The 24,992-nt window shown below is 34.1% G+C and carries 21 protein-coding genes and 1 pseudogene; 14 read left to right on the top strand and 8 right to left on the bottom strand.

Features of this window, described 5'->3' with window-relative positions; all coding sequences use genetic code 11:
• Nucleotides 1-157 precede the first annotated feature (157 nt).
• The gene (gene lepB, locus LEP1GSC059_RS04835; RefSeq protein ID WP_002178692.1) at nucleotides 158-718 is read right to left on the bottom strand and encodes a signal peptidase I; all 561 of its coding nucleotides are present in this window, start codon (nucleotides 716-718) and stop codon (nucleotides 158-160) included.
• Nucleotides 719-826: 108 nt separating this feature from the next.
• Between lepB and LEP1GSC059_RS04830 the strand changes: the two genes are divergently transcribed.
• The 3 genes from LEP1GSC059_RS04830 (at nucleotide 827) to cysK (ending at nucleotide 4,575) form a co-directional block, all read left to right on the top strand.
• On the top strand, nucleotides 827-1,378 hold the full coding sequence (locus LEP1GSC059_RS04830; RefSeq protein ID WP_020980387.1) for a gamma carbonic anhydrase family protein: 552 nt from the start codon (nucleotides 827-829) through the stop codon (nucleotides 1,376-1,378).
• A gap of 516 nt (nucleotides 1,379-1,894) precedes the next feature.
• Nucleotides 1,895-2,968 (top strand): hypothetical protein, encoded by a 1,074-nt coding sequence (locus tag LEP1GSC059_RS04825; RefSeq protein WP_020980389.1) that lies wholly within the window; start codon nucleotides 1,895-1,897, stop codon nucleotides 2,966-2,968.
• A gap of 677 nt (nucleotides 2,969-3,645) precedes the next feature.
• Nucleotides 3,646-4,575: a cysteine synthase A gene (gene cysK, locus LEP1GSC059_RS04815; protein ID WP_002178754.1), complete on the top strand. Its 930-nt coding sequence runs from the start codon at nucleotides 3,646-3,648 to the stop codon at nucleotides 4,573-4,575.
• A gap of 119 nt (nucleotides 4,576-4,694) precedes the next feature.
• Here the strand turns inward: cysK and LEP1GSC059_RS23995 are convergent, their stop codons facing one another.
• Both LEP1GSC059_RS23995 and LEP1GSC059_RS23990 read right to left on the bottom strand, forming a co-directional pair.
• Nucleotides 4,695-5,174, bottom strand: coding sequence for an IS630 family transposase (locus LEP1GSC059_RS23995; RefSeq protein ID WP_036056827.1), 480 nt, complete (start codon nucleotides 5,172-5,174; stop codon nucleotides 4,695-4,697).
• 29 nt (nucleotides 5,175-5,203) lie between these two features.
• Nucleotides 5,204-5,707 carry a winged helix-turn-helix domain-containing protein gene (locus LEP1GSC059_RS23990; protein ID WP_017214202.1) on the bottom strand — a complete coding sequence of 168 codons (504 nt, stop codon included), beginning with the start codon at nucleotides 5,705-5,707 and terminating at the stop codon, nucleotides 5,204-5,206.
• A gap of 492 nt (nucleotides 5,708-6,199) precedes the next feature.
• Here LEP1GSC059_RS23990 and topA point away from each other — a divergent pair, with 492 nt between their 5' ends.
• On the top strand, nucleotides 6,200-8,041 hold the full coding sequence (gene topA / locus LEP1GSC059_RS04800) for a type I DNA topoisomerase (RefSeq protein WP_020980388.1): 1,842 nt from the start codon (nucleotides 6,200-6,202) through the stop codon (nucleotides 8,039-8,041).
• A gap of 900 nt (nucleotides 8,042-8,941) precedes the next feature.
• Here the strand turns inward: topA and LEP1GSC059_RS04795 are convergent.
• Both LEP1GSC059_RS04795 and LEP1GSC059_RS04790 read right to left on the bottom strand, forming a co-directional pair.
• The gene (locus tag LEP1GSC059_RS04795; RefSeq protein ID WP_020980394.1) at nucleotides 8,942-9,745 is read right to left on the bottom strand and encodes an ABC transporter ATP-binding protein; all 804 of its coding nucleotides are present in this window, start codon (nucleotides 9,743-9,745) and stop codon (nucleotides 8,942-8,944) included.
• A complete protein-coding gene (locus LEP1GSC059_RS04790) occupies nucleotides 9,742-11,223 on the bottom strand; it encodes an HDOD domain-containing protein (protein ID WP_017214201.1) in 1,482 nt (493 codons plus the stop codon). Before LEP1GSC059_RS04790 ends, LEP1GSC059_RS04795 begins: the two co-directional genes overlap by 4 nt.
• Nucleotides 11,224-11,336: 113 nt before the next feature.
• Here LEP1GSC059_RS04790 and LEP1GSC059_RS04785 point away from each other — a divergent pair, with 113 nt between their 5' ends.
• Both LEP1GSC059_RS04785 and LEP1GSC059_RS04780 read left to right on the top strand, forming a co-directional pair.
• Nucleotides 11,337-11,594 (top strand): LIC12077 family protein, encoded by a 258-nt coding sequence (locus LEP1GSC059_RS04785; protein WP_020980391.1) that lies wholly within the window; start codon nucleotides 11,337-11,339, stop codon nucleotides 11,592-11,594.
• Nucleotides 11,578-11,862, top strand: a complete 285-nt coding sequence (locus LEP1GSC059_RS04780; RefSeq protein WP_017214198.1) for a hypothetical protein — start codon at nucleotides 11,578-11,580, stop codon at nucleotides 11,860-11,862. Before LEP1GSC059_RS04785 ends, LEP1GSC059_RS04780 begins: the two co-directional genes overlap by 17 nt.
• Before the next feature lie 435 nt (nucleotides 11,863-12,297).
• On the opposite strand, the gene LEP1GSC059_RS04775 is transcribed toward LEP1GSC059_RS04780, so the two are convergent.
• The 3 genes from LEP1GSC059_RS04775 to LEP1GSC059_RS04765 form a co-directional block, all read right to left on the bottom strand.
• Nucleotides 12,298-13,146, bottom strand: a complete 849-nt coding sequence (locus LEP1GSC059_RS04775) for a hypothetical protein (protein ID WP_017214197.1) — start codon at nucleotides 13,144-13,146, stop codon at nucleotides 12,298-12,300.
• An 89-nt stretch (nucleotides 13,147-13,235) separates the two neighbouring features.
• Nucleotides 13,236-13,571, bottom strand: a complete 336-nt coding sequence (panD, locus tag LEP1GSC059_RS04770) for an aspartate 1-decarboxylase (RefSeq protein ID WP_000676613.1) — start codon at nucleotides 13,569-13,571, stop codon at nucleotides 13,236-13,238.
• A 26-nt stretch (nucleotides 13,572-13,597) separates the two neighbouring features.
• A complete protein-coding gene (locus LEP1GSC059_RS04765) occupies nucleotides 13,598-14,131 on the bottom strand; it encodes a type II toxin-antitoxin system antitoxin SocA domain-containing protein (RefSeq protein ID WP_017214195.1) in 534 nt (177 codons plus the stop codon).
• 18 nt (nucleotides 14,132-14,149) lie between these two features.
• Between LEP1GSC059_RS04765 and lipB the strand changes: the two genes are divergently transcribed.
• From lipB to LEP1GSC059_RS04725, 8 genes and pseudogenes are all read left to right on the top strand, one after another.
• The gene (gene lipB / locus LEP1GSC059_RS04760; RefSeq protein ID WP_002178789.1) at nucleotides 14,150-14,794 is read left to right on the top strand and encodes a lipoyl(octanoyl) transferase LipB; all 645 of its coding nucleotides are present in this window, start codon (nucleotides 14,150-14,152) and stop codon (nucleotides 14,792-14,794) included.
• A 111-nt stretch (nucleotides 14,795-14,905) separates the two neighbouring features.
• Nucleotides 14,906-16,051 carry an LIC_12071 family protein gene (locus tag LEP1GSC059_RS04755; protein ID WP_017214194.1) on the top strand — a complete coding sequence of 382 codons (1,146 nt, stop codon included), beginning with the start codon at nucleotides 14,906-14,908 and terminating at the stop codon, nucleotides 16,049-16,051.
• A gap of 6 nt (nucleotides 16,052-16,057) precedes the next feature.
• On the top strand, nucleotides 16,058-17,002 hold the full coding sequence (locus tag LEP1GSC059_RS04750; protein WP_017214193.1) for an STAS domain-containing protein: 945 nt from the start codon (nucleotides 16,058-16,060) through the stop codon (nucleotides 17,000-17,002).
• 3 nt (nucleotides 17,003-17,005) lie between these two features.
• Nucleotides 17,006-18,601 (top strand): murein biosynthesis integral membrane protein MurJ, encoded by a 1,596-nt coding sequence (gene murJ, locus LEP1GSC059_RS04745; RefSeq protein WP_004434616.1) that lies wholly within the window; start codon nucleotides 17,006-17,008, stop codon nucleotides 18,599-18,601.
• A gap of 9 nt (nucleotides 18,602-18,610) precedes the next feature.
• Nucleotides 18,611-18,832, top strand: a complete 222-nt coding sequence (locus tag LEP1GSC059_RS04740) for a DUF167 domain-containing protein (RefSeq protein WP_002178567.1) — start codon at nucleotides 18,611-18,613, stop codon at nucleotides 18,830-18,832.
• Nucleotides 18,833-18,842: 10 nt separating this feature from the next.
• On the top strand, nucleotides 18,843-23,450 hold the full coding sequence (locus tag LEP1GSC059_RS04735; RefSeq protein ID WP_020980396.1) for an LA_1737 family protein: 4,608 nt from the start codon (nucleotides 18,843-18,845) through the stop codon (nucleotides 23,448-23,450).
• Between the two features lie 341 nt (nucleotides 23,451-23,791).
• Nucleotides 23,792-23,971: a hypothetical protein gene (locus LEP1GSC059_RS04730; protein WP_017214190.1), complete on the top strand. Its 180-nt coding sequence runs from the start codon at nucleotides 23,792-23,794 to the stop codon at nucleotides 23,969-23,971.
• Between the two features lie 363 nt (nucleotides 23,972-24,334).
• A pseudogene (locus LEP1GSC059_RS04725) lies at nucleotides 24,335-24,992 on the top strand (TIGR04388 family protein); the annotation flags it as partial.

The raw sequence follows: 24,992 nt of genomic DNA, 5'->3' as shown, positions 1-24,992 counted from the left end.
TCACAGGATTTCACTCTTAAAGTAGGATAAGAGAAAATGAACCCGATAAAAATATCATAATGGCAAGATTGTGTCAAATAGTAAATTAGAATATTTGAATTTATAATATCGGCACGGGAAAGAAGAAAAGTAAAAAACGAAAACCAGAGATAAAAATTTAGAATAACTTTCCTAATATGTTTTCTATAGGGATTGGACCAAAATCTCTGGAATCGGAACAAGAATCTCGGTTGTCGCAAAGAAGAAAATAATCTCGGTCTTTAAGAATCAAAGGTTCTCCGTTGTCTCTGCCGGAAAAATTGGAAGGAAACGCTCCTCGTTTATCTTCGAACTGAAGTATAAAACCACTTCCAACACCAGAAATATCTTCCGGATGATTGTTACGATACAAAATCTTATTTTTCATTTGAACCGTGTCTCCTGGTTTTCCGGAGATTCTAGAAAAAACTATCTTACCTTCTTGAGTTGGATGTTTGACCAAAACTAAATCTCCAAGATAGAGATTGGAACGATTCACGAAACGATGGAAATAAATTCTTTTTCCAGGGGAATAGGTAGGGAGCATATCTTTGGTTTCCAATGTAAACGGAAAGAAAAGAAAGGATCGAATCAAAATCGCAACGCTTAAACCGATCGAAAGTCCGATTCCGGCTTGTTTGAGAATGGATTTTATTTTTTCCCTTTTTTCTTTTTCTTGGTTAGAAGAACTTCTACTCATGCGTGCATTCTTTTTCCAATTAAAATTGGGTCAAAAGAAAATCTTTTTTTTAGACTTGTTTTGAAGTCTCTAAAAGAAAGATCTGTAGAAGAAAGAAGGGAAAGACCGATGAAATCAAATGATCAAATTCTGGAGTATATGGGAAAAAGACCACAAATTCATGAGTCCGTTTTTTTGGCCCCAGGTTCTCAAGTTATAGGAGATGTGGTGATTGGAAAAAATTCATCCATTTGGTTTCAGACTTTAGTAAGGGGGGATGTCAATTACATTCGAATTGGAGAGAATGTAAACATTCAAGATCTCACAATCATTCATGTCGCAAGGGATGTGTATCCGGTGGAAATTGGAAATAACGTATCGATCGGACATAGGGCGACTATACACGGATGTAAATTGAAAGATAATTCTTTTGTAGGAATGTGTGCCACTTTAATGGATGACGTAGAAGTTGGAGAGTTTGCTTTTATAGGAGCTGGGGCTCTGGTAACACCCGGAAAAAAAATTCCTCCTGGAGTTCTTGTTATGGGATCTCCTGGAAAAATCATTCGGGATATTACCGATAAGGAAAGAGAAATTATTGTACGTACAACAAATAATTATATCAAATATAAGGAGAATTACCTGCAAGATCCGTTTTATAATAGAAGGGAATTCTTATAAAATGGATTTTCAATTTTTGTAAGGGTTTATACAAAAATTTGATAGAACAATAATTCTTTTTAGATTTTATAGAAGTTCTTTGAATTTAAAAGAAGTGAAAACTGCTGTTTGGATGTATAAAATAATACTTATAATGAATTTATTTCAAAACTTAAAATGTTAGATCTACTTCAAAAATCTAATAAATCGGAGTTAAATGCAATTTTTTGAAAATGCTTACATCATTGGTAATATTTATATAGAGCTTTTAGTGTTATTTTCATACGTTCGAGTAGTAAGTTTAAAAAAGTGGAATTTAAAAAACCTATGTTAAGTAAATAAAAATATCGAAGATTTATCATTTCACATCCGCAAAGATGAATATATTTTTGAATATTCTTCTTCATGGAAATAAATCTCTCAATTTGTTTTTATGAGATATTTCCAATTCATTTCTGATACCTTCTATGATCTTTTAAGATGTTTTTTATTTTAGAAAATATATTATCGATTCTGAATGAAAACGAGGAATAATCTATGAAATTACAAAATAAACCTGGAGTATATATTCGAGGAGTTGGGGTGATCGGTTGGCCTCTTGCTTCTTTGTTGTTGTTGCTTCAGGGAAAACTGGAAAATTTCCAAGTTTATATAGAACCTCATCAGCTTAAAAAATCAGAAATTCCTGCCATTCTTTCTCTTATCGAAAAAGGGGGTATCGTAGTCGATACGGGAGAAAATAAAGTAAAGGATTTTTTTCCGGAATTTTTATCTAAAAAGGAAGCAATAGAACACTCCGTGGTTTTATGCGATTGTTCTCCTCCTGGAATTGCCGATTCTAGAATTGAAGAATACAGTACATCAGAATATTCTAAAATACAAATGTTTGTGGCCCAAGGAAGTGAACATAAATTCGGACCTCAGTTTTTATATCCGGATTTGAGATCATTTTTGGAAAAAGAAAAACTTCCTAAATTTTTACACGTTTCTACGTGTAATACTCATACACTGGCGGGCTCGCTTCGTTTATTGATCGAAGAGAGCGCCAAAGAATTGGAATCTATTTTGAAAGAAGCGGATTTTATAGTGATCCGAAGAGATGCGGATATGGCCAAGGATGATCCGCACGTAACCGGGCCCTTACTTGTACAACCCGAAGCAGAATGGGGAACACATCACAGTCGATTGTTAAACGAACTCTATTCTCAAATCGGAATCAGGTTACCTCTGACTTCTTCTTCGGTTACGATCAATTCTCCTTATATGCATTTGGTTCGATTTCGTTTTAGACTTAAAAAAACGATTTCAAAGGAAATCGTTCTGAGAAGATTACAAAATGATCCGTATCTTTCTATGACAGAATTAATTTCTACGAATTCTATTTTTTCTTCTGGAAGAGATCGTGGAATTTATGGAAGAATTTTTTCTCACGCTGTGATTCCACTTGGCTCTCTGGAAATTTTGGAAAATGAGGTTCGAGGTTATGCGGCGACTCCTGGGGATTCGAACGTTCATATTTCTACGATTTATGCGGTTTTTCGTGGACTTGGAATTGAATTTGGTCCGGTAGCGGAATCTTTTTTACAGAGTATCGTTTTACAAGAGATTTAGATTCCATTACTTTTTTTATAATTAGAGTTGTTGAAAAATTCCATAGCGGCGATTAACAAAATTGCTTTAGTCGACCATTTCCATAAAACGGAAACAGATGGAGATTCATTTTTCAACAACTCTATTATTGATTTCATTGATAAGATTTTTATTAATAATAATATTAATAAATTAGAATATTTAAATTTATTAAATATTTTGGGAAATTTTGTCTATTTTGGTTGTGTCTTACGAGCTGGTTTTAATATTAAAATTTGTGGGAACTCTCACAAAATTGGATTTAAAAGTAGAACTAAGTTTGTGGGAACTCTCACAAAGTTGGATTTAAAAGTAGAACTAAGCTTGTGGGAACTCTTACAAAGTTGGATTTAAAAGTAGAACTAAGTTTGTGGGAACTCTCACAAAATTGGATTTAAAAGTTAAACTAAGTTTGTGGGAACTCTCACAAAATTGGATTTAAAAGTTAAACTAAGTTTGTGGGAACTCTCACAAAATTGGATTTAAAAGTTAAACTAAGTTTGTGGGAACTCTCACAAAGTTGGATTTTAAAGCAAGTTCTGCAAAAAAGAGTAAGGGAAAAAGGTTTTTTTCTTGAATTCATTTGTTATATTGAAATAAATGTCTAATATAACAACATAGAACCCAAAAGAACGCTTGTAAGAGGCAGGAAAACAGAAATGAAAGCTAAGAGCATTTTAGAAACGATTGGAAATACACCTCATGTAAAAATCAACCGCTTGTTTAATACGAAAAGTGAGGTTTATGCAAAATTAGAAAGATCCAATCCAGGTGGGTCCATTAAGGATCGTATCGCACTTTCCATGATCGAAGACGCGGAAAAAACAGGTAAACTTACTAAAGACAGTATTATTGTAGAACCAACTTCTGGAAATACTGGAATCGGGTTGGCTCTTGTTGCTGCGGTTAAAGGTTATAAATTACTTTTAGTCATGCCTGAATCTATGAGTATCGAAAGAAGAAGAATTATGGCGGCTTATGGAGCAGAATTTGAATTGACTCCAAGAGAAAAAGGAATGTCGGGCGCGATCGAAAAGGCAAAACAAATCGTTGCAGAAAATCCAAAGGCGTGGATGCCTCAACAGTTCGAAAATGAAGCGAACATTAAAATTCACGTGGAAACAACCGCTCAAGAAATTGTAAAAGACTTTCCGGATGGAATAGACTATGTAATTACAGGTGTCGGAACCGGAGGGCATATCACAGGTGTGGCTCAGGTTCTAAAACAAAAATTTCCTAAATTAAAGGTGTTTGCCGTGGAACCGGAAGCGTCTCCGGTAATCTCTGGAGGAAAACCGGGACCACATCCGATTCAAGGAATTGGTGCAGGATTTATTCCTAAAAATTTACATACAGATCTTTTAGACGGAACTATACAAATCAGTAAAGAAGAAGCGTTCGAATATGCACAAAGAGCGGCAAAAGAAGAGGGGCTTTTTATCGGAGTTTCTTCTGGAGCTGCACTTGCGGCAGTTGCAAAAAAGTTACCTGAAATTCCAGAAGGTTCAAAGATATTAACTTTTTCTTATGACACTGGAGAAAGGTATCTTTCTATCGAAGGACTTTTTCCAGTTCCATCTAACGCCTAATAGATTTTTTAAATCTAAATTTTCTTAATTAGAAACCTCGGAGCTTAGAATTCCGAGGTTTCTTTTTTTATTCGAATTTATAGATGTAATTACTGACATTTGCATAATATATCACCAATTTAAATAGACAACCGAGCTTGATTCCAGAATGATTTAACAGGATTAATTCTACGTTTCAATTTTCTTAATGAACGTTTAGCTTCTTTTTTCAAAGTTTCAAAGGATTCCGGACAAAAGTTAGGAAGAAGATATCGTTTCCATTTCCCCCAAACATATTCGACAGGATTTAGTTCTGGAGCATAAGGAGGTAGAAATTCAATTGTTATTCTACCATTCAAAGAGTTAATGAACTCATTGACTGCCAAGGAACGGTGAATATTGATTCGATCCCAGATGATGATCAATTTCCCGGGGATATTGCGAAGTAGGGACTTAAGAAAACAAATAATATCTTCTTGTTTAGCCGCTCCCTTTAATATTTGAAAATATAAATTCCTTTGTGTAATTGCTCCGATTACGGAAATCTTTTTCCAAGACCCTACATGTGTAAGAACAGGCGTTTGTCCTACGGGGGCCCATGTGCGAAACACGGTAGGTATTTGCGTTAAACCGCTTTCATCGATAAAAACTATCTTTCTTCGCTCTTTTTGGGCTTTTTTTTAACTTTCAGCCAACGACGCTTCTTCCAATTCGAGATCGCTTTTTCATCTCGTTCTTTAGCTCGTCGAATCGGCTTTTGTACACTAAAACCAATTCTACGTAATATTTTCCATACATGATCCGGATGATAGTGGATACAGAACTTCTTTTCTATTAACTTTGCTACACGACGACAAGTCCAAATCGGAGTATCGAAGCCGTGTTTCATTGGACCTTCGATTAACATGCTCGTGAGTTCTTCTACTTGCGATTCCGTCAAGCGAGGAAGTCTACCGGCTCGACCGTTCCAAAGAACAGATTCTTCGCCTCCTTCCTCTACTTGTTTCTCCCACTGCCTTACTGCATGCCGAGTCACTCCCAGACGACGCGCCACTTCAGATCTTTTAATCCCTTCCCCTCGCAGCTTCAGGCCTTTTAAACGACGTTTCTCTAATCCTTTGAAATCTCGTTTCACTCCCGCTATATTACCCATTTCTACAGTCTTTTTTTATTAGATTATTTGGGTACTTCTTTTTGGTAATATATTATGCAATTGTCAGTAGTCCTTGATCGTGTTTTATAAAACCATAAATTAGATTATTTATATATAAAATTTATTTAAAAGTTTATCTCTTTGCTGATGGCTAAATAACAAAGTGCTTAATATTTTTTCGGATTTTTGAAATAAAAAAAATTGTGGTACTTAATTTAATGTGAATCAGTAAAAACAATAGAGTTGTTGAAAAATTCCATAGTGACGATCAATAAAACTGTTTTAATGGATCCTTTTCATAAAACAGAAACTAAGTGGCGAATTAATTTTTCAACAACTCTAATCTGTTATTCGGTTCTGAAATCAAAAAACCGGATTTAAGATTTAAAAGTATCTTAGAAGAATCAGAATCTGCATTTTAAGCGAAGATAAAATATTTTTGAGATAGATTCTAGTTGAAAACCTGATAGCAAACCAAAATTTAAGAATTCGGTGCCTTCACTTATCATTGTAGAATCTCCATCCAAGGCAAAAACCATTGCCGGGTATTTAGGGAAAGAATTTAGAATTCTTGCAACCCTAGGTCACGTCGCCGATCTTCCTAAGGCTACACTTGGATTGGATTTAAAAAATCATTTTGAACCGGAATACGTAATTCTTCCCGGAAAAAAAAAGGTACTTTCTGAAATCATAAAAACGGCAAAACAATCTCAAAAAATTTTTCTGGCAACGGACCCGGATCGTGAAGGAGAATTTATCAGTGCTTATATAAGAGATTGTTTGCAAAAAAAATTGGACGTTTTTCGGATTCGTTTTACAGAAATTACAAAACACGCAATTTTAGATTCGTTAAAAAATCCAGATACGATCAACGAATCTTTGGTAGATGCACAAAAAACTAGAAGAATCGGAGATAGATTGATCGGCTATTTTATCAGTCCGGTGCTTTGGAAACAAATCGGCCCCGGATTATCTGCAGGAAGAGTGCAATCTGTTGCGTTAAAATGGATTTGTGAAAGAGAAGAAGAAATTAGAAATTTTAAAATAGAAATATATTATAATATACTACTGTATGGTGTCGATCAAAAAGGGATAGAAGGGGTCTTTATTAGAATCGGCGACCGGATTTTTTCCAAAGAAAAAGCCGATCAAATATTACAAAACGTTCAAAAAGAAAAAGAACTTCGTATCTCCGAAAAAAAAGAATCTTTAGGAAAAAATTTTCCTCCACCTCCGTTTCAAACCGCGAGTTTACAACAAGAAGCCTTTAGAAAATTACGATTTTCTTCTAAAAAAACGATGAATCTTTCTCAGAAACTCTATGAAGGAGTGGATCTAGGAAACGGTCAAAGAAATGGATTGATCACTTATATGAGAACGGATTCAGTACGTCTAAGTTCCGAATTTGTTGAACGTGCAAAATCCTGGATTTTTTCTGAACTGGGTAAAACTTTTGCCAGTCCATTCGAGCGTAAAGTTAGAAAGTCAGCTAAAAAAATACAAGATGCTCATGAAGCGATTCGTATTACGGATCCTTTTTTAACTCCAAAAGAAGTAAAAAAGTTTTTAGGAAAGGAGGAGGCGGATCTTTACGAATTGATTTGGAAACGAACTATTTCGTTTTTACTTCCCGCAGAAGAATTTATAAAAATGGAATATTCTATTTTTGCCTCCGGGGAATGTTTTAAATTAGAAACTAAAAAAACTATTTTTCCAGGTTACAAAATATTAAACGAATTGGATTTAAAAACGAATCCGAATTGGGAAAAGGGAGAGTTATTTGATCTTCAAAAAGTGGAGTGTGAAAAAAAACAGACAGAACCGCCGTCTAGATATTCGGAAGGTACTTTAGTTGCAAAATTAGAAAAACAAGGAATTGGTCGGCCTTCCACTTATGCTACTGTTTCGGAAACACTTTTAAAACGAAAATACGTCTACGAAGAAAAGAAATTTTTTTGTCCATTTCCATTGGGGGAAAAGGTTAATTTCTTTTTACAATCTAACTTTGGAGAACTCTTTCGAGAAAAATTTACAGCTGAATTAGAATCTGATTTGGATCGAATCGAAAAAAACGAAATCGATTCTGTTTCTATATTAAACCGGCTTTGGTTGGATCTACAAACTCAAATTCAAAATAATAAATTCGTTTCGTTTCAAAAAGAATGGATTACGGTTTTACAAAAGAAAAAAGAAACCGGTTGGGGAATCTGTCCGCTTTGTAAAAATGGTATTCTTCAAAAGAAAAAAAATTCTCGAAAGAAAGAATTCTATCAATGCAATCGTTTTCCAGATTGTGAATTTGTAAGTTATGAACTACCTAAACCACTAGAATAGCATCAGATAATTTTAATTTTGGCAAGAGTCTGTTTTTGAAATTCAAAGTAACCTTTCTTTTGTTATAGAAGTATTATTTAAAGTTCTTAAATAGAATGATCAAAGTTTTGAGTTAAACGGCGGGTTTGTCTTAGAATTTATAATACTCAATAGAGTTGTTGAAAAATGAATCTCCATCAGTTTCTCTTTGATGGAAACGGTCGCTTGAAGCAGTTTTGTTAAACGCCATTATGGGATTTTTTAACAACTCTAATTTTGTAGAGATTGTCTGGATTTGTATAATAAAAGATTTCTAGAAGTTGTATAATAAAATCTTCATGTATAAATTCTCAATGATTCATTATGTAGTTCTTGGTACTAAGAAACATCTCAAAAGTATCTTAGAATAATTAGGATCTATATTTTAAGCAAAGATAAAGTACTTTTCAGATAACTTCTAGTAAAAACTAGTTTTAAAGTTTGAATATAAGTTATTTTGAAACTGATAATAAAACGTGAGTTCGATGTAAGAGAAATTAGAAAAGGTCTTTCTAAAAACAGTAGTTCCTGGATTTTATTTTACGACTCAAGATTTCTTGTTCTACGAATACTTAAGTTTTACTGTGAAATCCTGGTTTGTGGTAGTTACTACAAATTAAGCCACATTACAAATTTTTTAAATATTCATTTTTCCAGATTGAATTTCGTATGAATTTCTACATTTTCAAAATTTAACTGTAAAGACATAAATTACAGAAGTTAATTTCCACAGTATTATACGTTTGTAAACTTTCTAATATTTCTCCATCATTAAATCTTAATCATCTTTAGGTTTTGAGACCGGCTCTTAGTTAATAAAATAAAAAATTTATTTATATATCTTGAATGTGATTTTTATAGTAGTATAGTGGAGCAAAAAAATCATTTTTGTTTCGGAATCACTGACCAAGTGTTTTCGATTTTTTGAATTTGAATTGGAATATCGTAAAGATCTTCTAAATTTTTTTCCGTAAAACATTTTTCTATCGGACCGAAATGAATCACTTTTCCTTCTTTCAGTAAAACCGCTTTGGAATAAAACTCCGGAATTTCTTCCGGTCTATGTGTGATATAAAGAGAGGTAAATTTTTGTTTGGAATGATATTCTTTTAAAAACCCTAAAAAGTCTTCTCTTGCGGTTAGATCCAAAGAAGAACAGGGTTCATCCATGATGAGAAAATCAGGTTCATTTATTATACTTCGTAAAAATAAAATTTTTTTCTTCTCGCCGGAAGAAAGAGAATTATATAACTGATCCTTTTTAGAAAGTAGATTTGAGTCTTTTAAGATTTGTAATGCTTTGATTTCTTCTTCCGGAGACGGATCCCTGTAATAACCGATCGTATGAAATAGCCCAGTAAGTATTGTGTCCTTTACGGTAAGTTTTCTTTGAATAGAGTTTTCCTGTTGAGCCGAATCTAAAACGCCGATTCGTTTTCTTAAATCTTGTATCGATATTTCTCCATAGGTTTCCTGGAATAAACGGATTGTTCCGGAAGTTGCCCAGATCATACCGTAGATCAAATTTACAAGAGTACTTTTTCCAGCCCCGTTTCTTCCTAAAAGAACACAGTGTTCGTTTGTTTTGATTTCAAAACTTACCGAATCTAAGATCGTTTTTCCGGTTGGTCGATAACAGACTTTTTCTATAGATAATAAAGAATCGATTTTCAAGCCGTCTTTCAATTCTCCATCCGAGCGATTTCGTATAACTTTCTAAGTTTCTCGCAGGTTTCTTCGAAGATTTTTTTATCAGTGAGATCGTATTTGTGTAGTATCGTTTCATCTATCGTAAAGAAAGAAGCCTTTTTATCGATACAATCCATCATCATATTGGCTAAATAGACCAATTCTACTAAATCGTGATAAACACCGCCTACGTTCATAAAAGGTCTATGATGAAATTCTATCATTTGAACTAAATCGGGAGGGAAGTCCCATTTTTTGGCTAAAAGAGCGCCTAACGTTGGATGAGAAATTCCGATAGAAATTTCTTCTAAGATTGTGGAACTTCCAAAGTCCCTATCTTTTTGATAGTTCGTCAGTTTTATAAATAACTTTTGATTGAGAGAAAGTAAAATGAATTTTCCTAAATCATGTAAAAGTGCACCTGCAGCGGCGATGTCTGCGACTCTAGCCATTCCACCTCTGCCTGCAATTTGTCGAATGAAAAAACTGCACATGTTGGAATGATTCCAAACTTCTTGCAATTTCGCATAACGTCCATCCATGATTTTTCTCACTCCGGAAACATAAAGAAGGTTTCTTACGTTTTTCAGACCGACTACTTTAACTGCTTGAACGATCGTGTTTACTTTGTTTCTACTCGCAAATCCCGCCGAGTTGGAAAGTTTTAACAAGTCTACACTGAGAGCGGGATTTTTTTCGATTTCACTTGCGATAATTCCTAAATCCGAATCTGGATTGTTACACAAAGAAATAATTCTAGTCAAAGTATTTGGAAGAGGAGGTAGCCCTTCTATTTCCATTAGAATTTTTTCTTTGAGTTTGGTGGTGATTTCGATGGGAACGATTTGTTGAGGTACGATTAAAGTTGCCCTAGTCAGTTTTCCATCCGTATCGATTTTAAATTTATCAGAACCGATTCCAGAATTTTTTAAAAGGAGTTGGATTAAAACCAAACCAAGCCCAGCACTTTCTTGAGAATCGGAAATATCCATAAACGCGTCGGAAAGATCGTTGTATTTTTTGGCGGACTCGATTCTTTTTTTAATACGATCCAATTCTTGGGGTAAAAGCGCAGAATCGTTTTCTACTAAAATCGCCAAACTGCTGTTAACCATTTTGGCTCGGAAATGAATTTTAAAACCGCTGTTTTGAAGAATTTCTTTTTGATCGTCCCAATGATGTGTAATTTCTTCTTGAAAGGTTCTCATTCCTTTTGAGTAGTGATCTGCGTTATGAATGTCTAAATTTTTTTTAAGAAAGAAAATTCTTTTCGCATTCGCTTTGTTTGCGTTCATCAGTATTTCTTTTAGAACTGTGGAAATTACTTCCGTTAAAAAAAGTCTGTCTATCTTTCCTAAAATATTAAGCAATAAATTATAGAGTTGTTGATGGTCTTCTTCAGAAACGAATTTGTATTCTACATCTATGTCTTTTCCGCTTAAAAGGGTCTCTGTAAGTTCCGGTATGTTTAACATGGGTTTGTCCGTTTCGGAACAATTTTTTTCAAGTTTCCTAAATAAATCCAGTCTTTCCGAAAATCTTTGTCCGGGGTATTTTGTATTCTTTTCAAGTGATGTTGGAGGAATGTATGTTTTTAGTAAAAGAAACGGAAAATGAAATAGATCGTCAAATTCGTTATTTTTTAGAAGAGAAATTAGAGGGAATACTGGAAGAAGCACGTAAGGTGAAAAAGAGACGTCAAGAGGTGCTTCATGGTAAAAAAGATGAAAAAGAAAAAAAGAATTCAGAATTCGAAAATATACGAGAGGAAGCACAGCTGACGCTTTGGAACGAAGATCAATGCGAACATAATAAAAAGATGGACAGTCTTGGAACCGGTTCTTAGAGTAGAACCAATGGACAATAGCTTCTTTTCAGAGAGCGAAAACATCCAGAGTTTTCCGGTAAAACGGGATATTCTAGATATTATGGATTCATATCGGTACATGAATTCCTCTTATTTTTTTGATTTTCTTTCCGATGGTCGTTGGGACCACGCGATCGGTTGGATCGAAAAGAATATGAATGAGTTAGATTGGTCTATGCGTTATGTTCCTGAAAGTATAGATCGTTATCGGAAACCGTCAAAATCTTCTCGATCGTTGCCAGAATAAATTTATTTCTCTTTCGATTGATTCTCTTTTTGATGAAAGCACTTAACAGTAGCATTCATTGTTTTTTATTTTTGCCTTTTTCAAAAAATCAATTTTATAAAATTCTGATTTTCAATTACGTTCTGAAATCTGTATCAGATGATTAACCAGACAATGGATCGTCTGGAAAAATTCATTTCTAAGTTTGCGATTTTTGTGTAAATTATAGATGATTGATTACGTAACGTTCAGTAGTAAATTTTGTAGGGTATTAAATTAGAATAGAGTTGTTGAAAATTTCATATTTCAGATTAACAAAACTGCTTCAATCGACTGTTTCAATAAAAAAACTGATGGAGATTCATTTTTCAATAACTCTAATATTCAAGAAATAAAATTTACTGTAAGCAAGTTATTAGGCGAAAATTTTTTTCGCCTTTTTTCTATTAAAAATTCTTAATTGAGAAGTTTAATTCCGGTAATGTTTATAAATCTTCTATAAACTAATTTATTCTTTTCTTTTAGAGGATTGAAGATCAAAACGACTACCTTGTTGTAAGTCACGTAACCGGGTCTATATTCCGTATAGTGATGAGACATGAGAGTGGTTTTATATTTTGCGCTGTAGATCGTATAAGTATGTTTGCTCAAAGATTCGTGAGCTTGTTTTTTTCTTTCTTCTTCAGTTTGATCTACAAAGTTACTGATGAGTACTTGATCTTTTTTAGGACCTTGTTCTCCGAAAATCGTAAATTCAAGCGCGTTTTCAGAATGGTTGGTGAGATAGGTTATGGTTTCCGTCAAAGAAGGGTTTGACATCTTTGCGATTTCACCTCGAGCGATACGATCGTCGTAATCTTTTTTTGCCTTGTTGTATTTTTCTTCTCCCCAAACCATTTTGGATTCCAATTTTTGAGGCATTAGATTTTGAAAGTTGATTACGAAAGTGTTGTTTTCCACATCAAATCCTCTCCATTTTGGGAAGGGTACTAAATCCCTTTTTTCCGGATTGATCGAAGAGGTTTCGTTGATCGCTAAAATGTAAATGGAAAATTTTGCTGGATCAAAAGATTTATTTTCCATTTCCACCATTACGTCCAGAAATTCCCCCTTACCGTTGTCGGAATGTCTACGAAAGAAAGAAATGTTCTTAACGGAAAGACGTTCGTCGTAGTAGGCAAGTGGATAGTATTCTGTTCCTCCGTCCTTTTTGTTTGGATCGGTTTTTTCTGCGTTCTGGCCAAAGGTGGTATGACCTACGAAAAGAAGTAGCAGGCAAACAGAGATTCTTAAAAAAGATTTCATAGTTATTCTGGTCCGATGGAATTCTTACTAATTTATATCGGCCTTTGAAAGCCGGAACTTAGGTGGGGGAAGTTGTTTTTTGGCAAAAATTAACGTTTTCGATTTTTTTCGTCAACGTGAACTACTTTAGGGGTGTAATCTGAAGGAAGTTCTTTTTCTTCTACTTGAGCGTAAGTGATTATGATGATCTTGTCGCCCTTCATTCCGAGTCTTGCTGCTGCTCCGTTCAAACAAATTTCTCCGGAACCTCTTTTTCCTTCTATGATATAGGTTTCAAAACGGGCTCCGTTGTTTACGTTTACTACGGAAACCTTCTCATATACCCGCATTCCCGCAGCGTCTACAAGATCCATGTCCACGGTCAGACTGCCTTCATAGTTTAAATCAGCGTCTGTTACCGTGGCCCGGTGGATTTTACCTTTCATTACGGTTATCTGCATCTTAGGCCCCACTATTCGCTAAATAGTACCTTAAAAATTTTACCAGAGATATTTAAAAGCGTTTTCCTCTTAAAAAAGTGAATTTTGGTATTTAAAGTATCCATACTGAATGGAATTTCTGCAAACAGAGGTGAAATGATATAATTTTCGTATAAATTGGGATATACTCTATTTTCATCATAAACCGCATTTTTGAAATTTTCCAATACCTTACGAATAATTCTTTTTTCTTGTCGATTAAGATCTATCGTTTCCTCTCCCGGTTCTCCCATCCATACGATCTGAAATCCGGAAATACCTTTTTCCGTCAATCGGGGGTGTATATCAATTAGACCGTTTTTTCTCAAATGAAGCAGTGCGGATTGTAAATCCAGGGCGCAGGGAGAATCTTCTAAATGGATATAGGTCTGGTTTGTAATTAGTTTTGCATTTTTTTGAAAATAAACTCCATCTGAGTAGTAGATCAGTTTAGAGAGTGATAAACGATCTCTTCCGTTGGGAGATTTTTGTAGGATAAAAGAGATGACTTCTAAGAGTTTTTCCATATAAAGAATCTTGTGAAAATGATCGAATTTCGAGAAAAAATTCCTTATCTCCGTTACTTAGAAATGCAGGATAAACTGCGAAAGTTTCGGAAGGAATGTATTCTATTTTTGGAACACGCTCCTACAATCACCGGCGGAATCAATTATAATCCTGAGAATCTTTTAGTTAAGCCGGAATTTTTAGAATCGATGGGGATTCAGATCCATTGGACTCAGAGAGGGGGGGATTTTACTGCTCATGAACCAGGGCAACTCGTTTTGTATTCTCATGTGGATTTAAAAAAAAGAAATCTTTCCATCCGTTTTTATTTAGAAAATTTACTTCGGTCCGTTATCGACTCGGTCAGGTCCACTTGGGGTTTACACTTGATTTCCGATTCTGATTCTCCTGGTTTATATTTGGAATCCAATCCCTCTCAGAAAATCTGTTCGATCGGAGTGAATTTTAAATCTTTTTTTACCAGTCACGGTATTGCGTTCAATTTAAGTAATGATTTGAAAACGTTTCGTTGTATCAATCCCTGCGGTCGAAATTGGACAAATATGACGAGTGTGAAAGATTTAGGTCTTGATTTTAGTCTTCATAAAAGAGGTGAATTGATTTCCTGTCTGAAAAAGAATTTATGTTCTTTTTTAGAGCCGATGAACGCAAGTTTGTCTTAGTTTTACAGATTGTCTTCAAAAATGTGGGAACTCTCACAAATTTAGATTTTACAGATTGTCTTCGAAAGTGTGGGAACTCTCACAAAATCATTCGTTTTCTATGAAAAGTGATTGAGAATTCTTTTTTATTCTCAAGAGAAAACCTATTTTCTTCCGATTGGATGGATAGTGAAGATTTTCAAAAGTATATTCTATTTTCTTTTGTTATTGATCGTCTGTGAATCGATTGCTCTTGGAATTGTAGCCTGGTCTTTTTTAGAATCTTCTTTGGCTTCTTTTGAACTTTTGAAAATTGGCTCAGACAATCGAGCTAGGGACACATTGGGCGCTCTGGCTAAGGCTGCAGAAAATTCCGGAGTAGGTGGTTCTTACGAAGATATGAATTTCGTTTTTTCTAGATTTGTAAAGATCTCTGAAAAAGACGCAGACGGTTATACGATCAAGGAAATATTTTTGACTAACGAAGAAGGTATCGTTTTAGCTCATTCCAATCCGGAATATCTTGTAGAAAACTTAAAAAAAAGAAAACCGATTTCTTTATATCAGGATCCACTTTACACCAGGGCTTTTCATCTTCGTAAATGGCAGATTAGTATTCCAGTTCTCTTAAATCAAAATAAGAATTTTCTTTCTAAGAGCTTTTTCTTTTCTAAGTTCGAAAAATTTTTTCCTGAAATTGATGAACCAGAAATTCTTCTTTCGGCTGCAATCTATCATCCAATAAAATTAGAAAGAGTCGCTGCGATTCATATGATTTACGATCGAGGAAACTTTCGTAAGTTTGTTTTTCAACAAACGGAACTTTTAGAATGGCTTCTTAAAAACGATTCTTTGATCGCTTTGGGTGCGGCTTTGTTTTTAGAATTTGTATATTTACTTTTCACTTTAGTGGGTTCTAAAAACGACCGTTCCAAACCTTTTGTAGAAAAAATTTCTCATTCGCAAGAAGTCCATGTTCCAGTTCTTACAAAACACTCTAGCCCTTTGAGTTCGGTTGCTTTTCCTGGAAGTTTGGGAAGTTCCGAGCAGAATCCAGAATCGATACAAACGGAACCGGTTTTATCTTTGTCCGATCCTCAATCCGATTTGCAAATCGTGTCACAAACTCAACATTCCGAACCAACTCTAATTGCAACCGAAGCGGCTCAGAAAACGGAAACGAGCCTTTCTCAAACTACAATGAAAACTGAACCAGTCGTTTCTCAAATCGATCTTACCTCCAAAGAAGAAGTTTTAGACGCGATTTATTTAGGATAAACGAAAGTGGAAATTAGATCCAGACTTTCCGAAAATATCCTAAAACTTAAATTGAGAGGACGTTTGGACTCTGCAAGTGCTGAGGATTTTTATTCGTATCTAAAATCGAAATGGGAAGAGGGAATCCGTAAATTTTTATTTTCTTGCGAGGAATTGGAATACATTGAATCCGAAGGGATCGAAGTTCTTGCTAGGTTCGAAAATTTCTTAAAGAATAGAGGAGCTTCTTCCGCCTACTGCGCGTTTAACGAAGAATGTAAAACTCTTTTGAGCTTTTTAGGTTTTGGAAGATCGATTTCTTTTTTTGAAGATTTGAATCGTGCCGAAGAGTATCTTTCTTCGATTAAAATTTTAGACCAAACAAGTTCTGTTTCTTCTACTTCTAAGATCCAAAAAAATTCTCCGGTTCAATTTTATTCTTCCAGTTCTTCTCGTAAGAATGAAACTTCACGTGGTATTTTTATTCCAGAAATTAAAACCGTTCCCGAAGTTGAAAGTGAGTCAAAGGAGTTAAAATCAGAGGCGATCGGCACTTTCGGACTTGCTAGTCAATCTCAGAGATTACAGGCTTTTTTAAACGAAGAAGATATTTCACAAAAAGAAAAAGAATTTTATACAGTAGATAATTCTTTTTCGAAATCATCTTCTAAAATAGAGACGGAAACTTCTTCTTTAAAATCAGAACCTTCTTCTCAATTAGAAGAAACATCAGACATAGAAATCAAATCTATCTCAAACCAGACTTCTCAAGAGTATTCTGCAAAGTCGGTTTTAGAAAAAGCAATTCAGGCGGAAAAAAGTTTTCCAAAAAAAACTATCTATTGTGGAGCTTGTTCTTCTCGAATCCGGGTTTCTAAACCGGGAAGATACCAGTGTCCCGTTTGTCAGATTCAGTTTGACCTAAATAGCATGGACGGAGTTCGATACTTAGAAAAACTTCTAGGAACCTAATCCTTGTCCAACGCAGCTTCACGTAGTATCGCACTTTCTTTTTATACGTTTTTATCTAGAATTTTAGGCCTTCTTCGAGATCATTTTATGGCCGTTTCTTTTGGAACCGGTATGGTGGCTTCGGCATTTTCGGTGGCTTATCGCCTTCCCAATATGTTTCGTAATCTTCTGGCGGAAGGTACACTTTCTCAATCCTTTCTTCCTCTTTATGCAGAGTCCGGTAAAATAAGCGAAGAAGAAGCGAAAATAATGAGTGGTGCGGTTTTATCTTTTTTATTTTTTATTTTATCTATTTTAGTGGGTATTGTATTTCTTTTTTCTCCTTTTTTTCTTCCTATACTTGTGGGAGGAACAAAAGAATATTCTAATTTAGTAATAGAGCTTACCTATATTCTATTTTTCTTAATTGTTACCGCTAGTCTTTCCGCCATCTTTATGGCAATTTCCAATTCTAAAAATCGTTTTTTTGTCCCTTCTCTTTCTCCGATCATTTTGAATTTATGTTATCTATTTGTTTTTATCTGTTTATTCCCGTTTGTGAACGACCTACACGATAGAGTGATTGTACTTTGTTTTGCGATTGTTACAGGAGGTTTTTTACAACTAGCAGTTCAGGTTTGGTATGTTTGGAAAAATAAGGACACACCTAAAATCAATTGGAACTGGAAACATCCATCCATTCGAAAAATTTTTAAGTTGATGCTTCCAGCAGCGTTAGGCGGAGGTTTTTATCAGCTCAGTTTACTCGTAGATATTTTTTTAGCGAATTGGGTACAAAATCAAAATCCGGGACTTGGAGCGGTTGTAAGTTTGGATTATTCCCAAAGACTGGTTCAGTTGCCTACAGGGATCATCGGAGTTGCACTTGCTACTACGATCTTACCCACTCTTTTACAATCTCTTAAAAAGGAAGAATGGTCTTCCATACATCAGGAACTTGCAGGTGTTCTTGAGTTCGCATTATTTTTGACCGTTCCGGCGGCACTTGGAATGGCGTTTCTTGCGGGGCCGATTTTAGATTCTATTTATTTTGGAGGAAAATGGGATCACATTGCTACTCACACAGCGATTCAACCTTTGGTTTTTTATTCAATTGCGATTCCTTTTTTCAGTATCAATAAAATATTAATTTCTTCTTATTACGCGTTTCAAGATACAAAAACTCCCCTTCGGATTCAGTCAATATCGTTTACGATCAACGTAGTTCTGAATTTATCTTTGATTTGGTTTTTAAAACATTCTGCGATTGCCTTATCTTCTGCGATTTCTGCCCTGATTACTTTTTTACTTTTAGGGATCTTTTTGAAAAAACACAAAATCGGATTTCCTTGGATAGAACTATTTAAAAAAATTTCTAAAATGTTGATTCCGTTTTTATTATTGGGAAGTTATCTTTTCTTTCATCAATTTTTCTTATATTCTCCGATTCTAAGCTATTTGGGATCGATTGGGATCGACTACGTGCAAGCTTCTAGAATTCATTTATGTTTAGTGATCTTTCCTACGGTTCTGATTTTTTTTATTTCCAGTCTTATATGTAAAGTGGACGGGATATATTTATTGGTTCGAAAGTTTCGTCGAAAACAAGAAATCGTATAAAACGAAAAGATGAAACTCACGGTTCATGTAAAGCCGAACTCTAAAAAAGTTTTTTTTCGAAAGGAAGAAGACGGGGTTTTAACAATTGCCGTTCGGGAACCAGCTTTAGAAGGAAAAGCAAACGAGGCAGTAATCGAATCTATTTCTAAAGAAATGAAAATTCCTAAAAGTAAGATTCGAATTCTATCCGGCGAAAAAAACAAAAAGAAAATAATCGAAGTCGATCTTTAAAATCTTTTTTATGATAAAAAACCGAATCCTATTTACAATTTTATTTTTACTTCCCGGGATTCTTGCAGCACAAAATAGAAGTTATACGGAAGATCCTTTTGACGAATTAGTCAAAGAAAAAAAAGAAATTTTCGGAAGTGAGAAAGAAGAGAAGTATCCCGTTAGAATGTTGCTCGTAGACGTTGAAAAATGGCCCGGACATTTATCTTGGCACGCGTTTTGGTTTATACGAGGAACAGATTATCCAAAATTTAAGCAATTTAGAATATTCCCATTTTATAATTCTATTGAAGCAAAGTCTGGAAAGGCGAGTCTGGATTCTGTTTTTCCATTTTTTAGTTATCGTAGGGTGGAAAGGGACGGACTAAAGGAAAAAACTTTTTTATCTCCTCTTTTTTATAGTAATAACATAGAGCCGGTAGGCGGTGGAATTGGTTATAGAGAATCTTCTAAATTTTATTGGTTAGGTTACAATTCTAGCTCTTCTGGTCCTGGATTTGAAAAGAATCTTTTTATGTTTCCAGGTTTTTTGCCTTTGTTGATTTTAAAATCCGACTTAAATAACGGAATCAGATCCAATTCTACGATGATTCTGCCCTTACTTTATTTTCACAAAAGCTCTTTGGAAGAATCAGACACTTGGTTCACTTTACTAAGATGGGGACGCGATCAAGAAAAGAATTTTTTTAATTTTTTTCCTATCGTATATTATACGAATTATAAAATTAAAGAGGATTATTCGTTTACATTTTTTCCACTGTATCATCAATCCAGATCTACTGGTTTAAACTCTCAAAGGTTTTCTCACTATTCTCCATTTTTATTTTGGGAAAAAGAAAAGTTTTTGGATTCGGAATGGGAATCTTCCTTTTTACCTTTCCTTTTGTTTTATAAATCAAGGCGACTCGTTTCTGGAAAAGAAACTACTCGGTTTTTGTTTGCCCCTCTGGCTTTGTATCTTAAGGACAATGGAGAAAATTATAAAGTTCGAAACTTTCTTGTGTTTCAATGGGGAAAAGAAAACGACTGGAGTTATTTTAGAATTTTTCCTTTTTTCTATTGGTCCAAAACGAAAGACCAGTCGGATAGTGTTTTAACTTTTTTCCCTTTTTGGTTTTATAAAACAAATTCTTATTTTCATATTCCTATATTAGGTTTTTTTCATACTTCATCGAATGGTCAAAGCGAAACGGTCGCCCCGTTTTTTTATAAGTATAATACGCCGGATCAAGAAGAATTCTTTCTTTTAGGTTACCATTCTCGTTACGTTAATCCTGGTTCTTCCAATTTTAGCAGTTTTACTCGTTTTTATCCGTTTTATTATTCTTCTCACGAACATGACGGTTCGTCTTTTTTGGGTCTGGCGGGTTTATTTTATCTTTGGAAAAATTCTAAAGACGAAACCGTTACTAGAACTATTTTACCTTTTCATTATTATCAAAAAAATGAATACAATCTTTTGTTTCCTTTCTATTTTAGATTTGGAGGAGATGATTTTAATTACGTTTCCTTTAGCCCGTTTCATTATAGATTTAGATCACCAAACGTAGATAGAGATTGGGTTTGGTTATACTATTCTTCCGAAGATAGAAAAGAAAAGACAAGTTCGTTTTTTGTAGCGCCTTTTTATTTTGAGTGGAAAAGTCCTGAATCTAGAGGAGATATTTTACTTCCAGCTTATCTCAAATATTATGAAAAGAATAAAAACTTAGAACTATATTTTGGAGGTTTTTCTGTTTCTCAAACAGGAGGAAAGTTTGACGCTTCTTTGAAATCGAGTGATACGGGAAAAGAATACTTTATAGATTTAGATTATTCTTTTATTTATAATTTATTTAGTATTTCACTGAGAAAGGAAGTTTCAAACCCGCTTTCTTTTTTTACGGATGAAAAAATAGAAGAAGAGTTAAATTCAATGCAGGTTCAGAACTCCAAAAATAATGGAGTTAAAAAGGGTTTTCACATTGTAGAGCCGAATGAGAAATCTCAGGAACTTACGTCGAATGAAAATTCTAATTTCGCTTCTTATAAAAAATTGGCTAGGGAAACTTCTAAAAATTATTTCGGTTGGGAAGTTTTGTTTGGAATTGCAAGTTATCAATCTGGAGACGATAAAAAACATTTCCGAATTCTTCCCTTGACTTGGTTTACTTGGGGGACAAACAGCAAAGATTACATATTCGCTTTGCCTTTACCGCCTATTTTTTTTGGAAAGGTGGGAAACGAATCGTATCGGGTTGTGTTTCCTTTTTATGCGGAACAAAAGAAAGGAACTGACTTTGTTCTTTCTTTGGGAATTTTTCTTTTTTTAATGGAAAGAGAAAAAGATCGCAGAGAATATTCAGTTCTTTGGCCTTTGATACGTTATGCGAAGTCAAACGAAGAAACTTCGTATCGTTTTTTCCCTATTTTTACTCATCGTGAAACCGCTGAATGTTTGGAAACAAAAAGTATATTCTATTATCGTTATAAAGAAAAAACGGGAGTTTACGAAACTTCTTCTTTTCACGGAATTTTATTTCCTTTTTATCAGGCTTCCGAGGAAATTTTGACAAAAAAAGATTATAGTTCTGGCTCTGGTTATAATACTTTGATTCCTTTTTATTTCCGAAATTATTTGGATCGTTTTGAAGGTGAGAAACAAATTTTTAAAGAAAGAAATCTATATTCTTTTTTATTTTTATATTCTTATAAAGAGGATTTGCTTTTAAAACAGAAAGAATCTTTTTTCTTAAGTCCGTTTTATTATTTTTCGTATGAAGAATCAGATGTTTCGTCTGTTTCCGATCTAAATTTAATTTTACCAATTCCTTTTTTAGTTTGGGGAAGAGATAAAAAGGGAGAGGATGGGGACAAACGATTTCGTTTTATTTTAGGTTATTATAATTCTTCTTTTTTTCAAAAATCAGTGAATGCTACTTTTCGAAAATCTTCTTGGAATTTTCTTTTATTTACGGGCGGAGAAACATATATAAATGATTCTTATTCTTCTTTAGGAACGCAAGAAACGACTCGTTTTTATTTATTTCCGTTTTATTTTAGAGAAGAAACTACAGAAGGTGGAAACTGGACGTATCGATCTCATAAAATTCCGATTTTATATTCCAGTCAGACAACTCCTAATTCTTATGATATTACAATTTTATTGTTTGCTGGATTTAAATCTGATCCGGAATCAGGAATAAAACGTACAATGATTCTTCCATTTTTGTATCAGAGTGAAAATAGGGATAAGATTTCTGGAAATGATTATAAGAATTTTAAAACTTTCACTCCAGTTTTTTCTCAAACGGAAACTTCTGAAAATTGGGCAAACGGAGAAAGTAGTTTCAAAATTTCTAGGTTCTATACAATTCTTCCGCTTCCAATGTTATATACGTTTGAATCTAAAACCAAACGTGGTCCAAATACCTCGCGTAATTTAACTATAGAAGATCAATGGAGTTTTGATTGGTTACTTTTTATCAATTATAAAAAAGAGAATAAAACTTTTTTTACGGTTGAAACACAATCGGTTTCAGAAAATAAAACTCAAATTGCAACCGAAACGAAATCAGTTTCACTTAAAGTATTATTCTCTCTTTATGGTTATGAAAAAAGCGAGAAATTTTCAAACAATACCGCCGTTTTAGAACGGCAGATTGATACTTACTTTTTTCCATTATTTTTTTATAAAGGCACTGATCTGGAAGATCATTCATCAACTTATAGATGGATGGTTCCGATTTTAGTTTATAGAAGTTTTCAAGGAAATCAGGACGGTGCTGTTGTTTCTCATACTAATCTACTCGGAATTTTATTTGACTATCAGAGAGACGACGTAGTGAAAAAGAATAGTGTCTTTTTCTTTCCTTCGATTTATTATTCTAACGATCAAAAAAACAAAGAGAAAACTTTTTTCTTTCTTCCTATCTTTTATACTCATTCATATGGAGATTTAGAATCTAATTTTTTTATTCTAGGTTATTATCAACGTAGAAATGAACGATCCAATCGTTATAACTTTTTATATCTATTCGATTTGGAATCTTATGTATCCGATCAAAGAAAAGAGCTTAGTATTTTTTTAGGAGTGTTTAACGCAGAGTTCGAAAGGGACAGAACACGATGGGGAGTATTTGGAGGAATTCTGTTAGGTTACGAATCTACTCCCCAGATGACGGATTGGAATTTTTTATGGATTCGATATTTAAATTCTCCTCAAGAAAAAATTCAAAACTTTCTTCCTATTTATAGGTACGGTGAAACTCAAGAAGGTTATTCATTCTTGGCGCCTCCGATTTTGACGTATCATTCAAAAGATTCGGAAGGTTCGATCACGTTAGGCGGACTTGGTCTTATTTATTATCAAAATTATTCCGTAGTAGAGAAAGAAGAATCCACCAAAATTTTAGGAGGACTTTTGTACTTCTCCGAAAAAAAAGCGCTTAGAGGTTTTCAAAATTACGGAGTTTTAGGCGCACCTTTTATCGGGGGATTGCTTTGGAACTACGAACTTGAAGAAGAGACCGGTTTTCAAAAAATGTCTTTTTTAAAATTTGTTTTTAGTAGAACTACTTATAAAGGTAAAACTTGGAACAGTTACTTTGGAATTTCTCCTTCTTTGTGGTTTGATTAAAGTTTCTGCAAAGTAAAATTAGAAAGATTTTTTATAAACGCCTAACGAAACTTACAATTACACACATTTTCGAGATTTTACGGTAAAGCTATGTTTTGCAGTAGTTCCCACAGAAAGAGAAAGAAGATTGAATTGAGTTTTGAATATTAGGGTTGTATGATACGAATTTTTTGTTTTAAGCGTAGGCGGTTTTATTTGTGAATATATAGTAAATAATTAATCACAAATAAAACTTTTTCGCGTAGGGAACTACAAATTTGTTAATGGTCTCAGTTTGAATAGATTTTGCAAAACGAACTCAAAAAACCAAGGATTGAAGAATAAAATCCCCTATTCGTCTTTTGGATGTTATTGGAGAGAAGTTTGTAAAGAGAATAGAAGAGGTTTTACCAATTTTTTTCAGAAAAGGGTGGGACATTGGTAACGGCATTTCTAAACCTGAGAAAATTTCAAAAGGATCATTTGATTTTGATGAAAGCTTTGCTCAAAAAATGAATTTCCTTGCGCCAAACTTACGTTAAACGTTTGTTTTTTTAAAATCAGTAAAGCAGAGAATCTTATTTGATTTTGCCATTCTAAACAGATTGCTGCAATATACACTTGATAATTATCTAAATTATCTATTTTAAAATTTACTTATCACTTATTTTTAAACAGAACCTATAAAATAATGTAGACAAGTTCCGAAAAAAGTCAGATGTTGCATTTTGTGAATATAGGTACAATATAAAATCACAAATAGTTTTAATTCTGAACAATTTAGATCGTTTGCAATTATCAACCATACACAGTTAAAACAAAATAAAACTTTGAAAACAAAAATTTGGTTAAGGCACAAAAAAAAGCGAAACTTTTGAAAATATAACTTTATAAGGGCGTAAACAATGAAAATGAACATTTTAAAGCGTATAATCACCGTAATATTATTGTGCACCTGTAGTGTGTTGTATGCGCCCCCTGTAGTAGTTCCGAACTTAAACACTCCTGTATTTAACCCAACGTCTTTGGATCAGACGTTTAACGTAGCCGGGGGAATGCAGACTGTAGGCAATTGGGACTCGTTTGTGTTTCAGGGAGTGAGTATCTTACAAACGCAGTGGGAAGCTCAGGTGCAAGCTCAGATTACAATGATGGTGAACTCTGTCACAACGAGTGATCACTACGCTTCTGTTCAGGAATATCAGACGTATGTATATAACACGTTACAAAGTCAGGCGTCGGAACAATTGATCCAATGGCAAACGACAGTAGAAGCGGAGATTTTACAAGAGAGAAGCCAGTATTTGTCTCAGAAGTATGGAGCGAACTCCAGCGCTGTTCAAAATTCTACCTCACAATTTCAGAGTCAATGGGATTCTTTTGTAAGCGGTAACGGACTGAACTTAAACCAAAATGGATCTTTGAGTCAGAGCGGTTTTGAACAGCGGTCAACAGACGTTAGAAGAGATTAGAGGGGCAGTGGTGGAATGACTTTCAAAATAACTTACAAAGCGGTTTACAAACATATCAACAAGCGCTTGCGGGACTGACAGAAAAATATCA

Source organism: Leptospira noguchii serovar Panama str. CZ214, from assembly GCF_000306255.2.
In the GTDB taxonomy this organism is placed as follows: Bacteria; Spirochaetota; Leptospiria; order Leptospirales; family Leptospiraceae; genus Leptospira; species Leptospira noguchii.
The sequence above is the reverse complement of the archived record's forward strand: the minus strand, read 5'-3'. Positions and strand labels throughout refer to the sequence as shown.

Bases quoted from the DNA above. Each gene is read 5' to 3' on its own strand.
- LEP1GSC059_RS04765 (WP_017214195.1), bottom strand. From the start codon at position 14,131: ATGGAAAAACTCTTAGAAGTCATCTCTTTTATCCTACAAAAATCTCCC.
- cysK (WP_002178754.1), top strand. From the start codon at position 3,646: ATGAAAGCTAAGAGCATTTTAGAAACGATTGGAAATACACCTCATGTA.
- lepB (WP_002178692.1), bottom strand. From the start codon at position 718: ATGAGTAGAAGTTCTTCTAACCAAGAAAAAGAAAAAAGGGAAAAAATA.
- panD (WP_000676613.1), bottom strand. From the start codon at position 13,571: ATGAAAGGTAAAATCCACCGGGCCACGGTAACAGACGCTGATTTAAAC.
- LEP1GSC059_RS04825 (WP_020980389.1), top strand. From the start codon at position 1,895: ATGAAATTACAAAATAAACCTGGAGTATATATTCGAGGAGTTGGGGTG.
- LEP1GSC059_RS04740 (WP_002178567.1), top strand. From the start codon at position 18,611: ATGAAACTCACGGTTCATGTAAAGCCGAACTCTAAAAAAGTTTTTTTT.
- LEP1GSC059_RS04735 (WP_020980396.1), top strand. From the start codon at position 18,843: ATGATAAAAAACCGAATCCTATTTACAATTTTATTTTTACTTCCCGGG.
- LEP1GSC059_RS04830 (WP_020980387.1), top strand. From the start codon at position 827: ATGAAATCAAATGATCAAATTCTGGAGTATATGGGAAAAAGACCACAA.
- LEP1GSC059_RS04775 (WP_017214197.1), bottom strand. From the start codon at position 13,146: ATGAAATCTTTTTTAAGAATCTCTGTTTGCCTGCTACTTCTTTTCGTA.
- LEP1GSC059_RS04790 (WP_017214201.1), bottom strand. From the start codon at position 11,223: ATGTTAAACATACCGGAACTTACAGAGACCCTTTTAAGCGGAAAAGAC.
- LEP1GSC059_RS23990 (WP_017214202.1), bottom strand. From the start codon at position 5,707: ATGGGTAATATAGCGGGAGTGAAACGAGATTTCAAAGGATTAGAGAAA.
- lipB (WP_002178789.1), top strand. From the start codon at position 14,150: ATGATCGAATTTCGAGAAAAAATTCCTTATCTCCGTTACTTAGAAATG.
- LEP1GSC059_RS04785 (WP_020980391.1), top strand. From the start codon at position 11,337: ATGTTTTTAGTAAAAGAAACGGAAAATGAAATAGATCGTCAAATTCGT.